This is a genomic window from Xanthomonas sp. NCPPB 2632 (genome assembly GCF_041228075.2).
In the GTDB taxonomy this organism is placed as follows: Bacteria; Pseudomonadota; Gammaproteobacteria; order Xanthomonadales; family Rhodanobacteraceae; genus Luteibacter.
In genome coordinates, this window is the sequence record NZ_CM192979.1 from 470056 (window position 1) to 484382 (window position 14327).

Here is a 14327-nt window from a genome sequence, read left to right on the forward strand (position 1 = left end):
GGCATCCCCTTTGGCGGTATAGACGTCCCTAATAACACGTTTCGGCGGGCGTGTCAGATCGTGCCGCTGGCGCCCTCGATCGGTGTCGGTTCGGAGACGAGCCCCTGGCGCCGGCGTAGCGAAGGGAACCACCACATCCATAGCCCCACCACCACCAGGGTGCCGATGCCGCCGATGAGAGTGGCGTTCACGGCCCCCAGCGCAGCGGCGAGGATGCCGGACTCGAATTCGCCGAGCTGGTTGGAGGTATTGATGAAGATGGCATTGACGGCACTGACTCGGCCGCGCATGTCGTCGGGTGTCTCCAACTGCACGAGTGCGCCGCGAATCACCATGCTGACCATGTCGAAGGCGCCCAGCGCGAACAGCGCGCCGACCGACAGCCATAGCGATGTCGACACCGCGAACACCAGCGTGGACAGGCCGAAGCCTGCCACGGAGGCGAACATGATGGGTCCGACGCGGCGCTCAAGCGTATTCCGCGACAGCCAGATCGACATCAGCAGGGAGCCGACCGCGGGGGCGGCACGCAACAGGCCGAGGCCCCAGGGACCGGTGTGCAGGATGTCCTTGGCGAAGATCGGCAGGAGCGCGGTGGCGCCGCCCAGCAACACCGCGAACAGGTCGAGCGAGATCACGCCCAGCACGGCGGGCCGGTGGCGGATGAAGTGCACGCCGGCGAAGACGCTTTTCAGCGTGGCCGGCTCGCGCTTCGGCGGCGCATGGTCGTAGGACAGGCGCGACATGAGTACGATGGCGACAAGGTAGAGCACGGCCGACACGCCATACACCGTGGCAGGGCCGGCGATGTAGAGCAGGCCACCCAGCGCGGGTCCGACGATCATCGCCGCCTCGCCGGCCGCGGCCGTGGAGGCCATGGCCCGGGGCAGCACATGCGTGGGCACGATGGCGGGCAGCATGGATTGCAGGGCCGGGAACTCGAACGCCTTGCCCACGCCGATGACGAAGACCAGGGCCAGGATGCCGGCCTCGTGGAGCCGCCCGGTAAAACTGAGCACGGCGAGTGCGGCGATGGCCAGCCATTCGATCGCCTGGCAGAGGGTGACGATGCGGCGCCGGTCGAACTGGTCGGCCACATGGCCCGCGGGCAGGGCGAGCACTACCGAAGGCACGAACTGCGCGAGGCCGATCAGCCCCAGGTCCAGCGCCCGCCCCGTGATCTCGTAGACCTGCCAGCCCACCGCCACCGACATCATCTGGAACGCGAAGCTGGAGGCGTTCTTGGCGAACCAGAACTGCAGGAAGGCGCGATGGTGCATCAGGCGCTCGGGCGCCGGCGGCGTGGACGACATGAAGCGTTTCCTTCGAAGGCTTGCGCCAGTCTACCTGCCGCCTTGCCACCGGCGGTTCCTGCGGCGAAGCTAGGGTCCTTCCCTGTCGGAATCGCAAGATCATGCGCCGAATCGCCACCCTCCTCGCCGCCACCGCCCTGCTGGCCGCGTGTTCCTCCCCGTCCGACCCGGCACCCACGGCACCGGCGGCGACGTCACGGGCCGACGAGGCGGCCAAGAAACTGGAGACCTATCGCCAGTTGCTCAAGCTGCACAACGACGGACCCGCCGTGCAGCTCGGTCACGAGATCGTCGACAACTATCCGGACACCCCGGCCGCGGCCGAGGTTGGCAAAACCCTTGCCGGGCTGGAGTCGGGTTACAAGGAGGCCAGCGAGAAGGCCCGGCTGTCGGCGTTGTGGCTGTACCAGACCTCGCCGATGCAGGGGGGAACCCAGAGCACCGCGACGATCACGTCCAGCCGACCGTCCGGCGAGGAAAGCGTACGCCTGATCCTGCGGCGGCACACCGCCTGGGGGCAGAGCGTGTTCCTGTATGCCACTGCCGGCAAGGGCTTCGTCTGCAAGGGCGATTGCACCCTCAAGGCCACCTTCGACGGCAAGGCGAAGACGATCAAGGCGTTCCGTCCGCCCACCGGCGAGCCAGCGCTGCTGTTCCGCAACGACGCCGCCTTCCTGAAGGACCTGGCGAAGACGAAGCGGCTCACCATCGACGTGGTGACGGTAAGCCGCGGTGAGACCACGCTCACCTTCGAGACGGGCGGTTTCGACAACGACAAGTGGACGCCGTTGCCGAAGAAGAAGTGATCAGTGCAGGAACAGCTTCTCGGTGATCCGGGTCAGCGGCCATTCCAGCATGGCGTTGACCCGGGCCGGGAGGTCCAGCGGACGCAATAGCATCTTTACCGTCATCTCGGCGGGGATATGGCGCTTGAGCAGCCCTTCGGCACGGCCGATCACGCGGCGGAACTCCGCGTCGTCCGTGGCCTTGTCGGGGTAGCGCACGTTGAAGACGTGGCGCAGCGCGATATCGCTGTCCTCGTTCTTGATCTCGTTCAGCCGTTTCAGCAGCACGCGCAGCGTGCGGAAGCGGCCGATGCCGTCGCGCTGCCGGTAGATGCGGAAGTGCTGGTAGAAGTGCTTGTAATGCCGCACCTCGTCGCTCTTGATGTAGTTGGTCAGTTCCCGCAGCACGGGTTCATCGGTGACATCGTTGAGGGCGCGATAGAGGCTGGCCGTGCCGGTCTCGACGACGCAACGCGCCGCCAGTTCGAGGCCACGGTCGGGTTCCAGTTCCTCGGCCGTGCATACCGAGCCGTAGTGCGCGAAGAAGTTCCTGAAGCCTTCGTCCCAGTCGAAGTCGGGCCACACGTGCCGCACGTAGGCGGCCAGTGCGCGCCCGTGCTGCATCTCCTCGTGCTCCCAGTGGTCGCGCAGCCAGGATTGCAGTTCGTCGTCACCGGCGAAGTGGTCGACCAGGTTGTGCGTGTACAGGTCGGAACCGCTCTCGACGAAAGACGAGCTGCACAGCAGGAGGAAGAGGTCTTCGTTGTGCCTGACCTTCTCGACGTCGATACGTGAGAAATCCAGTTTTTCGAGCGTCCATGGCAAGGTGGCGGCGTAGCTCACTTAGGGTGTTCCTCGATCGCTTAAGCATGTCGCCCCCGTGGGCGTTGCCGAATTGTGACAAAGCCGGGCGATTAGCGCACCACGGTCACCGGCACATGCGCCCTGGCGAGTACATCGGTGGCGGTGGAGCCCACCAGCCAGCGGGCCAGGGCGCCGCGCTCGGTGTGCCCGATGACGATATGGTCCGCGCCGTGTTGGGCGACGTAGGCGAGCAGGGCGTCGCCGGGCGTGCCGTGGACCATGTCCACCACCACGTCCAGGCCGTCGCCGCCATGCAGGGCGGCGATCTCGGCTCGCAAGGCGTCGAGCTGCTCGGCGCCGTTGTCGCTCATCAGCAGGGCAGCTGTATCGGCGCCGTTTTCGAGCTGCCGGACGGACACCACGTGCACGCTGGCCTGGGCGCAGGTGGCCAGTTCGATGGCGAAGTGGAAGGCCCGGCGGGCGGTTTCGGAGCCGTCGTAGCCGACAAGGATCTTCTTGGGCATGGGAGCATTCCTCTGGGTGAAGGCACGAGTCGATGGTAGGTCGGTCGCGGCGACCCACCAAGCGGTTCACCGCCTGTGCACATAACCGGCGCCTACATGAACAAGCGTTCGAGTGCTCCGTGTTTCTTCACATTCGTGAGCGGAGAATCCGCCCTCACACAGTCCCTGCCACTCTTTCTTACGGAGAACGAACATGATCAAGCGCATCGCGGGTATGGCCATTATTGCAGTGGCGGCGGCAGGTGCTTTCACGGTGCAGCCGGCACGCGCGGAGTCCACCGCCGCGACCAAGTGCCACATGACCTTCAGCACCACCGGCTGGGCGGCCATCTACAAGAAGGCCGACGGCCGCGGCCACGTGCGCTGCGACAACGGCCAGAGCGCCGACGTGATGATCCACGTGCGCGGTGGTGGTCTGACCGCCGGAAAGTTCAGCATCGAAGGCGGCAAGGGCGAGTTCACCAACGTCAAGGGCATCAGCGAGATCTTCGGTGAGTACGCCTCCGGCGGCGCCAACGCCGGTGTCGTGAAGAGCGCCGAAAGCGCCGCCATGACCAAGGGTGAAGTGTCGCTGGCCGTTACCGGCACGGGCCGCGGCTTCAACCTCGGCGTGGACCTGAGCAAGTTCGAGATCGAGCGCCTGGGCAAGTAAGCCAAGCGCCGCGACTCCTGAAGGGCACCCCACGGGGTGCCCTTTTTTTATGACTTTTCCCCGGCCATCGCCGATACACTCGTGACCTTTCCCGTCCTTCGAGGTTTGCCCATGCGTCGCCTCCTCAGCGTTATCGCCCTGTCCCTGGTTACCTTCGCGGCCTGGGCCGCCGCCCCCGTCGTCGGTGACAAGGCGCCCGATTTCCGCCTCCAGGACCAGAAGGGCGACTGGCATACCCTGGATACCCACAAGGGTAAGTGGCTGGTCATGTATTTCTATCCGAAGGACTTCACCGCCGGTTGCACCACCGAGGTCTGCACCTTCCGCGACGACATCGCCAAGCTGCACAAGGCCGGTGCGGACGTGGTCGGCGTCAGCCTGGACGATGTGAAGTCGCATGCCGAGTTCGCCGAGAAGTACCACGTGCCGTTCCCCCTGCTGTCCGACGCCGATGGCGCCACGGCCGTCAAATACGATGTGCTGAACAAGACGCTTGGCATGAAGTACGCCCGCCGCGAGACCTTCCTGATCGATCCCGCGGGCAAGATCGTCAAGGTCTACAAGGATGTCGATCCCGAAAAGAACTCCGGCCAGGTGCTTTCCGACCTCGACCAGTTCAAGAAGGCGGGTGCCTGAGCGTGTTCCAAGCCGCCCGGGGCGCCCGTCACGCCCGTCCATTCGCGCCGTGGCGCATTGTCGTCTGGCTGGTGATGCTGCTGGCCGCGGCCGGCTTCGTGGTCAATGCCTATGCCGGCTTCGTCTTCGGCCAGGCCGTGGGCACGATGAGCACCGCGGCGGTGGCGGGTGGTCCCGACCCCCGCATCGCACTGCTGTGGTCGCTGGGCTACACGCTGGCGGCGTTCGCGATCATCGTCGTCACGTTGTCCACCCTGCGCTGGCGCGACTGGGCACGTGGCGCCATGCGTATCGTGGCGCTGCTGCTTATGGTGTGGGCCGCCTACACGGCATGGTTCGCCTACGGACAGTGGCAGCAGCTGGGCATCGTACTCGGGCAGGCCGGCTTGCCGCCGGACCTCGTGATGGTGGCGGGTCGCCAACGCAGCATCATGCTGGCGGGTGTGGTGCTGAAAGTGGTCTCGGTACCGCTGCTGGCGTGGCTGGCCTGGGCGCTGGGCAGCCTGCGTGTGCGCCAGCAGTTCATGGTGCCTGCGCTCTGACCGGTTCAGCGGCCATTCGCCCCGCCGACGCTATCGAATGGCTTTAGCCGGGATGTATCCATGACCGCACGCCTGCTCGTTCTCGCCCTCGCCGTCGGATTCGCCGGCGCCGCGACGGCCCAGGACATCGACCATAGCTGCCGCATCGCAAGCAGTTACGACCTGACCGTCCGTCCGGACTCCCTGGTATTCGATCGTGCGCAGGGGGCTCCGCGCAGCGTCCGCATGCAGGACGGCACCCTTGTCACCGATGGCAGGAGCGTGGCGCTACGGCCCGACGAGCAGGATCGCGTGGCACTTTTCGAGCGCAACGTCCGCCTGCTGGTACCCAAGGCCAAGAGCCTGGCCAGCGATGGCGTGGACATCGCGGCCAAGGGGGTGCGTGACGAAGCCGCCACGGCCGCGCCGGGGGCGGCCGCCAGTGGCGACCTCGACCGCGCACTGTCCGCGCGGGTCACCGACATCAAGCGGCGCATCGCCGCCAGCCAGAGCACCCGCGACTGGCAGGAGGACGCCATGCGCGCCTACGCCCAGGAGATCGTGTCGGATATCACGCCCATCCTCACGGAGGACGTAGGTGGTGAAGCCATGCAACTGGCGATGAACGGTGACTTGCAGGGAGCCGCCGCCCTGCGAGATCGCGTGGCTGCGGTATCCAGCGGCGGGCAGGCGCGCGTTCTCGCTCGGGTGGAAACGGCGCTGAGGCCGCGCGTGCAGGCGCTGTGCCCTTCCGTCCAGCAACTTCTGGACCTGCAATCGGGCCTGCACGACGCTTCGGGTCATCCGTTACTGCTGCTCGAAAGCGGCGAATGACCCCAAGCTGACCAAAATTGCCGGCATTTATGACCGGCTAAGTCCAGGAGGTCTAACGTCCTCCCCATGGAACGTACTTCGATCCGTGTCGTGAATGGGCTGATCCGCCGCGTCATAGCGGACCGCGATCTGTATCGCCAGGCGTCACGGGGCGTCAGGGAACCCGGCCTCAAGGCCATCCTCGAAGAATCGGCCGACTCACTGAACGCTATCGCTGGCGACCTTCAGGGCCAGGTGTCCGCTACCGGCGGGAAACCCGCGCTGGCTGGTGGTGCCATGAGTGGAGTCAGGCGTACCGTGGTCGAGGCGTCCGTCAAGCTCTCCCACGACCCTGACGTGACCTGGATTCGTACCCTGGAGCAGATGGAGCGTCGCCTGCTGGACGCTTTCCTCAAGCTGGAGGCGTCGTCTGGCGACCGGGCGACGGTGGGCAGGCATATCGCGCGCCTGCGCCTGCTTCATCTGGACATGAGCAACCTTGGCGGCGCAACCGGCCGCTGAGGAGCCGCCAAGCCGGTTGCCGGTATTCAGGCCACTGCGCGCAGGTGGTTGATCGCGCGCATGTCGCGAAGCGTACGATGCATGACGGTGTCTGCAGAGACGCGTACCCGTCGAAAACCCAGCAAGGTTTCCCTGTCGGCGAAGTAGTTGGCGAACGCGATCGCATCCGCTGGATCGGACCGCACCGCAATCTGCGTGCCCTCGCGGTAGATGCCCCAGCACTCGCCCGTCTGGGCGATGTGGTACTCGATAGCCGGTCTGCGCATGATGCCATCCCCCGTGGTGTGGTTTGCTTATCGGGAAGGGTGGTGCATGGCGGCAGCGAGGTTAATCAGACAATTCTGAAAAATCCCGATATTTTTTGAGCAAAAACTCAATCCGTGAGCTGTCGCGCCACCGCGCCCCGCAAGCGTCCGACGAAGCGACGCAGCATGTCGTGGACGCAGGCCAGCCGGAGCATGGCATCGGCCCGGGTCGCCTCGACGCGGAGCCGGGTCTCCAGCATTTCCAGGTGCGACGCCTCGGCTGAGGCGCCGAAAACCCGCATGCCGCCCAGGATGCGATGCAGGTGACCGGCTGCCGTGTCCGCCGTCGCCGATGCGCGGAGGCGATCCATCGCGTCGTCGAGATCGGCCTCGAAACGATCGATCATGGCTGGCATGGCGGTGAGGTTACCAAACATGTCGCGCCACAGATCGACATCCCACGCGTCGACCTCGCCGGTCCATTCCTCATCTTTGCCGGCGACGCCGGAGGAAACGGGAGCCAGCGCCTCGCGCAAGGCGGCGAGCCGGAGGGGCTTGGTCACGAACGCATCGGCACCCGCCTCCATGCAGCGTTCGCGTTCGCTCATCATGACGTCCGCGGTCATGACCACGATGCGCAGGGTGGCACCGCGCTCACGCAGGGCCCGGATCAGCGCGTGGCCGTCCATGCCGGGCATGTGCAGGTCCGTGAGCAGCACATCCACTGGCCATGTGCCGGCAATGGCCAGTGCGTCGGCGCCGTCTACCGCGATACGGCAGCGATGCCCAAGGCGCTGGAGTTGGGCCGCCACCAGTTCCCGATTGATGGGGTGGTCCTCGGCGACCAGCACGTTCCGGGCGATTGTCGTCGTCACCCTTCGATCCTGGGGCGGCGGCACGGCGTGCGCAGGCATCACGGCCAAAGGCAGCACGCATTCCACCGTGACCTTCGTACCTACCCCGGGCAGGCCGCTCATGGCGATATGCCCGCCTAGCAGTTCGACGAGGCGTCGGCAGATCGCCAGCCCCAGCCCGCTGCCACCGAAGCGACGGGTGATCGACGCCTCGGCCTGGCTGAAGGGAGAGAACAGGTGAGCCACATCCGCTTCGGCGATGCCCATGCCGGTATCGGTCACACGGAAGCGCAGCCGCTGGCAGGCGTCATCCGCATCGACGACATCGAGGTGTACATCGACGCTGCCATGCGCCGTGAACTTCACCGCATTGCTCACCAGGTTGACGATGACCTGGCGAAGACGACTGCCGTCTACCATCACGCCCGGCGCCACTCGCGGGTCGACATGGGCCGCTATCCGCAGACCTTTCTGTCCGGCTTGCCAGGTGAAGAGATCAACGATGCCCGCGATCAACTCGCGCAGGTCCACGGGGGCAGGATCGATGGCGAGATGGCCCGCCTCGATCCGCGAGAAATCCAGGATGTCGTCGAGGATCTGCAGGAGCGCTTCGGCCGAGTTTTCCGCGGTTTCGAGCATGCGTCGCTGCCCGGATTCCAGGTCGGTCCGGCCCAGTATCTCGAGGGTGCCCAGGACGCCGTGCATCGGCGTGCGGATCTCGTGGCTCATCGTGGCGAGGAACAGGCTCTTCGCCTGCGTGGCTGCTTCGGCCGCGCGCTTGGCCGCCGCCAACTGGACCGACTGCCGGTGGCGTTCGGAAATGTCGATCCAGTAGCCCGTGAACTCGGTGCCGCAGGCGACGGTGCGCGGCAGCGCATGCGAGGCGACCCAGCGTTCGGGATTGCTGTCGCGCACACGCAGTTCCGCATGCAACGGCTCGAGGGTTGCGGCGCTGTGCGCCATGGCGGCGAGCAGGGTGGCCTGGTCGCGTTCGTCCACGCGCGTGAAGGCCCGGCGCTCGTCGGCCATGATCGTGGCCGCATCGATGCCGAACATGGGTTCGGGGTTTCCGCCGACATAGACGAACGTGATGGGGCCACCTTGCCGATACAGGAAGCGATAGACGACGGCCGGCATGTGCCGCGTCACGTCGGCCAGTTGCGCCTCGCTGCGCAGGCGCAGGCGTGTTTCGCGGCGAAGCCGCAGGTAAGCGTAGGACACGGCCAGCAGCAGCAACACGACAGGTGCGCCAGCCGGGCCGGCCTTGCGGGCGATTTCCTTCCACGATCCGCCCCATGTGTACTGCGAGCGCAGCCAGGTGTTGCGGATGGCCTGCGAACGACGTTCCGGCATACGCGCCAGGGCTCGGTCGATGAGTGACGCCAGGCGCGCGTAACGGCGGGCGACGGCCATGGTGAGGGCCGCGTGCTCGTCCGTGGGGGCGGCGAGCTTGAGTTGCGCCGGATAATCGCGTCGGATCTGCAATTCCGCGGTGGCGATATCGCCGACATAGGCATCGGCGTCGCCCGCGGCCACGGCCTGCAGTCCCGCCGCCGTCGTCCTCACGTCGATGGCGATCGCCCCGGGTATCGCCGCCACCGCGGCAGCCACGGCGCCTTGCGACAGGTTGGCCGCGATGCGTCGTCCGGACAGGTCGTGAACGTCGCCGATGGTGGGGAACGCCTCACACGTGACGATCATCACGGGGAATTCGGTATAGGGCTGCGAAAACACGAAGTGCCTGCCCAGTTCGCCGTTGCGTGGCGACGCCGCGGCAAGCAGGTCGATGTCGCCCGCGGACGCCGCGCGCACCGTCGCCGGCCAGTCCGCGGTGACGACCGTGCGGGTTCGTACGCCGAGCGCATGGAGGGCCGCTTGCAGGTAATCGATGGAGAGGCCGTCGGCTTCACCATCGCGATCGAGCAGCGACAGCGGTGCGGCCGTGGGATCGATGCCGATGCGCAGTATCGGTAGGTCGGCCAGCCAGCGTCGCTCCTCGTCGTTCAACGGCACGTCGATGGCAGGCGTATCCGAGTGGCGTGCATCGTCGCGTGCTGAGGGCATCGCCCATGCGTAGGCGTCCGCCGCGTGCGTTTCGGCCTGCCATTGCGACGCCGATGCCAGGGGTGGGTGACCGTCCGCGTATGCGACGCCGACGAGGGCCTGCCATGCGATCGTGATACAGCTTGATTTGACCAACATTCTCAATCGCGTCATGGCGTTCCTTCGACCACGCACGGAGCTTTACTGTAATCTCCGCCGTGCGAAGAGATGTAACACATGGTGTCCTTGCGCTGAGAATCGTTCAGTGTCGCTCGCGAGAAATCAATGATTTAGGCGGTGCCTTTGCCTATAAGCTTGCATTAACTTCGCACATAAAGTTGCAGTGCAAGGGACATCTCGCGCATAAGTTTTCAGAGCAATTATCCGGGAGCGATTGCGACGGGTACGGTCACGCGCGAATTGGTGAACTTGCCGAAGGAGCTGTGTCCGTAGGAAACAGGAGTCGCTACTACGCCGGAGTGAAAGTATCGCAGTCGTTGCTGCACGACCGACGTTCCGTATTGACGTCCGGATAAGAAGCTTGGCGGTTCCTGGGTCTTCTACTACGTCAGAATAAGGTCGCAAAACATACCAATTTCCTGCGGAAGCCTCTTGTCCGCGATTGGCACCGGACCCAGCCGAAGGTGGCCAACCAACGGGCGCACACGTCACGCCAGGCCTGGCAACGACAGTCTCCGCGCGCTGCTTGTAGAACGCCGCCTCGATTTCTATCGGGGAGTCACCCGCCTGTCCTGTCGGCGAAAGCGGCTGCCCGAAGAGGATTGTAGAGCTGCACTCGGAGGACGCCATCGAGTCGTCGCAGCCTCGGTGCCCGTCGAAACCCCTACCGCCGAGCGGCCCTGCTTGCTAGTGTCGCACCACGCCTCCAGGTAACGGCATAATGTCGAACGGACTCTCAGCCCCGACCAACGCAAGCCAAGCTCCCGAACTGGCCTGCACCTTCATGCACCTAAGCGATCTTCACGTTGGCATGTCTTCCGACGCGTGGCTCTGGCCGGCCGTTAAAACTGCCTTCTTTGCGGATCTTAAGCTTCTCTTGGCTCGAGTCCGAGCACTCGATCTCGTCATCTTCTCGGGCGATCTTGTGCAGCGTGCGGCCAGTGACGAATACGACAAGCTTCTAACGATACTTGAAGAAATTTGGGCGGTTTTCCGCGATTTGGGACTTAACCCAGTTCTCTTTCCGGTACCCGGAAATCATGACCTTGAGCGCCAACCTGCGACGGATATGGGCGGCAAGATCATGCGCGCCTGGTGGTCCGATGCCAGCACGGCCGAAGCGTTTTGGGCAAAGCAGCCAGGCTATCGCGAGTTCGCAAGCCGTTCGTTCTCTAACTACGAACAGTTTATGACGCGGCTTAGTGCGTCCTCAATTCCCACCCCTGCGCTTGTCCGGGGGGAACTCCCGGGCGATATCGCTGCTGAAGTCATAGTAGGCGAACATCACATCGGAATCATCGGTTTGAACAGTGCGTGGCTCCAGGTCGGGGATGGTGACTACAAGGGTCGCTTGCACGTCGACCCCCGCCAGATCATGGCCTTAACTGAGAACGATCCAGATTCCTGGACGAAGAGGCACGCCGTCAACCTCTTGGTCACGCATCATCCGGAGAGCTGGCTGCATCCGGACAGCCTCGCCTCTTGGCGGGCCGATATCTATTGCGGTCAGCGATTCGATTGCCATCTGTTTGGCCACATGCACGAGCAACGCACGAGCGCGCTCACGGAAGGCGGTTACTCGGGCAGTCCCCTGCTCCAAGGAGCATCGCTGTTCGGACTTGAGTGGATTGAGCACGGTAGGACCGAGCGCATCCATGGCTATTCACTGGGCCAGATAATCCTGACCAACGAAGGTCGCACAATGCGTCAGTGGCCGCGTGAAGACATTGTTGGCGTTGACGGAGCGAGGAAGCTGGTTCCGAACTTGAAGTACAACCTGGGCGACGATGGTTCATTTGACATTCGTTACCGCAATGACGGCGCAACACCTGCAATGCCCTCAGTCAAGCCAAAATTCGACGTCGAGGTCGATCAGGGCGTACTGGACACACTTCGACGCGTTTTGCCGCGCTCGGAGCCGGCCAAGCACGTTCGGGTAGTCGAACAGCAGATGGGCCTCGAGGGACTCTCTAAACGCAGAATGATTTGGTTGGTCGCTGAATGGGGGCTTGGCTCCGACGAATTTCTGGACGCGATGCTTCAGCAAATCTCGGCACTCAAGCCAAAGATCTTTATCTTCGATCTCGGTCAGTATCGCGATCGTGACGGCATGCTTGATGGCATATTTCGCGACCTTGGAGCGAGCTTCCAACGAGTTTGTGATGCAATATCGAAAGAGGTCAATGCGGTTGTCATCTTCGATGACATCGAGGTTGCGACTGGCGGCGGAAGCGCAAACATTGGTTTCTTGGAGGACCTCGATGGTCTCGCGGAGGCAGTGCTTCAGTATTGCCCCAATGCACAATTGGTACTTCGATCGAGGCGGCGCCCCGCGCAGACTGCTCTCAGTGTCGTCGAGCTGACGGCCCTGAACGAACTTGATGTGATGCTCTATATCCAGCACCACCCCGCCGGCGGTGCCGAGATGGCTACCGAAGGGTTTGTGCGAAAAGTAATGGGGCACACGGACGGACTGCCGCCGCGCATCGACGAAGCGCTCAAGGATGTCGAACTTTTCGGCTTGGACGGGCTCCACCTGGTCGACAGCGACGTCGTAGGCAAGGCCGCAAGTTCACAGATACCGCCTCCTGGGCTGGCGGGGACAATTGCACAACTCAAGGATGAGCTAGAGAGCCTGGCAAACAGAGCACTCAGTCTCCTTTCAGTGCTTACGCTGTTCCCGCGCGGGGAGTATTTCGATGCGATCCGTCGCTTCGACCACACGAAGCCATTCTTTCCCCGAGACGTACACCGGCTTCGGGAGCTCGGCCTTGTGGATGTGACGGAGAATGTTAACTTGGGGAGCAGCGCGTTTGCGACCTCGGGGAAAGCCCTCGTCGTGAAGCGTCCGGTGCGCGAGTATTTGACAGGCTTGTTGCCCGCCGATGCAGTTCAGAGGCTTAACCGTGATGCGCTAACTCTTTATTTCGGCGAGCTGTGGTCAGGCGGATCGCTGAAGCCACCGAAGGGCATGCGTTTTGACGAGCGCACCTGCGAAACGTGGAGAATTGACAACGCGACGTTGCTTATCCTTCGGGAAGCCAAGGATGCTATCGATGTGGGTGCGGCCTCACGCATCGCCAATGCCGCTGTTCTTGCCAATGCCTACTGCACGGCCCTACATAATGGACAACACTATGGAAGTCTCATTCGGGCGGCCCAGGACTTCCTAGCAATCTATCGCGATCTCGATGGTCAGGACCAACGCCGGGCCAATATTGAATCCCTCCTCGGCCGAGCGCTTCGCATGAGTGACAATCATGCAGAGGCAATCGTCCATCTCAAGCGGGCCCTAGAGGCTGATATTCCGAATACTGCACAAAGCGGAGTGCTGATTGCGCTGACTCTTGCATCTGAATCCCTCGGCAAGATGGCGGATGCCGTTTCATACGCGAAACATTGCATCGCTCTGGACAAGAACTCCAACGAAGCATTGCAAGCGAAGTCGATCATCCTAGGTATCGAAAGCGTGGGTGATCCGGCGAGAATGCAACGCATGCTTCGGCTTGCCGCAACGGCGCAGCGGCGCGGCGTAACTACGATTGCGAATAATCTCCGATTGACATGCATGTACGAGGCGCGGACTGATGATGAGCAGGTCAAACTTGCTCGAGAGGTTATTGCGGAATCGAGCAGCTCGTCCAGTGAGGACTATAATGTGATGAGGGCGTCGTTTCGCCTGTGCGAAATCACTGTGTCCAGGGGTAAAGCACTTTCCGACAAGGACTTGATGGGTGTCATAGCCGGATACCACTACCTTCTGAACGAGTCGATGGACACGCTCTTTAATCTTGCTCACAAGATCCTTTGGCGCCACTTTGCGATCACGGGCGACATTGGAAATATACTTAGCTTGTTCCGTCACAGCTCATTTAAGTGGCATTTGCGAGGTAAGGGCGGCGAGGACAGAAAATACGCGCCCGAAGCTTTGGCTTTGCTGGAAAGCCAGCTTCGTAGCGCATCGTTCCGGTCGAATCGCGAGGTTGTGTACTTGGTCATCCGGTCGGGCCAGAGCCTGAAGGCCTAGGCGAAGATCTTTTAAGGCCCAAGTGAAATCACACGGAAGTCCGCAGACAAAGTTCCGATCCGTGCATCGAGGCGCTCATGATGATTGTGGATTCGTCCGCCGGAAAGCCTGCCCGGTCTAGCCGCTGCTTTTGTCTTTCTCGTTTGTGGGCATCCGGAATGGGCTTATCACGACGTCAGGCGGCCCGAACTCAAACTCAAGGGTATCGTCGTCGTCCTCGCCGGGCACGATGGTCACCTTCGAAATCATTTGGCCGTGGTGCAGAAACCTGAGGAAGTGTTCCTGCCAATTTGGCGGCGGCAACGGTGCCTCCGCCGGAGCTTCGAATGGATTGAGGCCGTGGGAACCGGCGCCCGAGAGGTTCTAACATCACTCGCCTCCCGAACGAAGGTATTGCCAGACATGAAG

The 14327-nt window shown here is 63.2% G+C and carries 12 protein-coding genes; 7 read left to right on the plus strand and 5 right to left on the minus strand.

Going from position 1 to position 14327, the window contains the following annotated elements; genetic code table 11:
- Positions 1-53 precede the first annotated feature (53 nt).
- Positions 54-1313, minus strand: coding sequence for an MFS transporter (locus tag AB8808_RS02035; RefSeq protein WP_369926322.1), 1260 nt, complete (start codon positions 1311-1313; stop codon positions 54-56).
- Positions 1314-1414: 101 nt separating this feature from the next.
- On the opposite strand from AB8808_RS02035, the gene AB8808_RS02040 reads away from it, so the two are divergent.
- Positions 1415-2119 (plus strand): hypothetical protein, encoded by a 705-nt coding sequence (locus tag AB8808_RS02040; protein WP_369926324.1) that lies wholly within the window; start codon positions 1415-1417, stop codon positions 2117-2119.
- Here AB8808_RS02040 and AB8808_RS02045 read toward each other — a convergent pair whose 3' ends face one another.
- A complete protein-coding gene (locus AB8808_RS02045) occupies positions 2120-2941 on the minus strand; it encodes a ferritin-like domain-containing protein (RefSeq protein ID WP_036138068.1) in 822 nt (273 codons plus the stop codon).
- 71 nt (positions 2942-3012) lie between these two features.
- Positions 3013-3426, minus strand: coding sequence for a universal stress protein (locus AB8808_RS02050; RefSeq protein WP_036138066.1), 414 nt, complete (start codon positions 3424-3426; stop codon positions 3013-3015).
- 193 nt (positions 3427-3619) lie between these two features.
- On the opposite strand from AB8808_RS02050, the gene AB8808_RS02055 reads away from it, so the two are divergent.
- The 5 genes from AB8808_RS02055 to AB8808_RS02075 all read left to right on the plus strand — a co-directional run bounded on the left by AB8808_RS02055 (position 3620) and on the right by AB8808_RS02075 (position 6570).
- Positions 3620-4078, plus strand: coding sequence for a hypothetical protein (locus AB8808_RS02055; protein ID WP_285404104.1), 459 nt, complete (start codon positions 3620-3622; stop codon positions 4076-4078).
- 111 nt (positions 4079-4189) lie between these two features.
- Entirely contained in the window at positions 4190-4714 is a 525-nt protein-coding gene (locus tag AB8808_RS02060) for a peroxiredoxin (RefSeq protein ID WP_036138060.1), read from the plus strand.
- A 2-nt stretch (positions 4715-4716) separates the two neighbouring features.
- Positions 4717-5256 carry a hypothetical protein gene (locus AB8808_RS02065; protein WP_369926327.1) on the plus strand — a complete coding sequence of 180 codons (540 nt, stop codon included), beginning with the start codon at positions 4717-4719 and terminating at the stop codon, positions 5254-5256.
- A 60-nt stretch (positions 5257-5316) separates the two neighbouring features.
- On the plus strand, positions 5317-6069 hold the full coding sequence (locus AB8808_RS02070) for a DUF2884 family protein (RefSeq protein ID WP_369926329.1): 753 nt from the start codon (positions 5317-5319) through the stop codon (positions 6067-6069).
- Between the two features lie 66 nt (positions 6070-6135).
- Positions 6136-6570 (plus strand): PA2169 family four-helix-bundle protein, encoded by a 435-nt coding sequence (locus tag AB8808_RS02075; protein WP_369926330.1) that lies wholly within the window; start codon positions 6136-6138, stop codon positions 6568-6570.
- 26 nt (positions 6571-6596) lie between these two features.
- On the opposite strand, the gene AB8808_RS02080 is transcribed toward AB8808_RS02075, so the two are convergent.
- Both AB8808_RS02080 and AB8808_RS02085 read right to left on the minus strand, forming a co-directional pair.
- A complete protein-coding gene (locus AB8808_RS02080) occupies positions 6597-6836 on the minus strand; it encodes a hypothetical protein (RefSeq protein WP_369926331.1) in 240 nt (79 codons plus the stop codon).
- A gap of 107 nt (positions 6837-6943) precedes the next feature.
- Positions 6944-9733, minus strand: a complete 2790-nt coding sequence (locus AB8808_RS02085; RefSeq protein ID WP_506193241.1) for an ATP-binding protein — start codon at positions 9731-9733, stop codon at positions 6944-6946.
- A gap of 880 nt (positions 9734-10613) precedes the next feature.
- Here AB8808_RS02085 and AB8808_RS02090 point away from each other — a divergent pair.
- Positions 10614-13919 (plus strand): metallophosphoesterase, encoded by a 3306-nt coding sequence (locus tag AB8808_RS02090; protein ID WP_369926333.1) that lies wholly within the window; start codon positions 10614-10616, stop codon positions 13917-13919.
- Positions 13920-14327: the final 408 nt, after the last annotated feature.

Coding starts and splice junctions, on each gene's coding strand:
- AB8808_RS02050 (WP_036138066.1), bottom strand. CDS start 3,426: ATGCCCAAGAAGATCCTTGTCGGCTACGACGGCTCCGAAACCGCCCGC.
- AB8808_RS02090 (WP_369926333.1), top strand. CDS start 10,614: ATGTCGAACGGACTCTCAGCCCCGACCAACGCAAGCCAAGCTCCCGAA.
- AB8808_RS02070 (WP_369926329.1), top strand. CDS start 5,317: ATGACCGCACGCCTGCTCGTTCTCGCCCTCGCCGTCGGATTCGCCGGC.
- AB8808_RS02055 (WP_285404104.1), top strand. CDS start 3,620: ATGATCAAGCGCATCGCGGGTATGGCCATTATTGCAGTGGCGGCGGCA.
- AB8808_RS02075 (WP_369926330.1), top strand. CDS start 6,136: ATGGAACGTACTTCGATCCGTGTCGTGAATGGGCTGATCCGCCGCGTC.
- AB8808_RS02060 (WP_036138060.1), top strand. CDS start 4,190: ATGCGTCGCCTCCTCAGCGTTATCGCCCTGTCCCTGGTTACCTTCGCG.
- AB8808_RS02085 (WP_506193241.1), bottom strand. CDS start 9,733: ATGCCCTCAGCACGCGACGATGCACGCCACTCGGATACGCCTGCCATC.
- AB8808_RS02080 (WP_369926331.1), bottom strand. CDS start 6,836: ATGCGCAGACCGGCTATCGAGTACCACATCGCCCAGACGGGCGAGTGC.
- AB8808_RS02040 (WP_369926324.1), top strand. CDS start 1,415: ATGCGCCGAATCGCCACCCTCCTCGCCGCCACCGCCCTGCTGGCCGCG.
- AB8808_RS02035 (WP_369926322.1), bottom strand. CDS start 1,313: ATGTCGTCCACGCCGCCGGCGCCCGAGCGCCTGATGCACCATCGCGCC.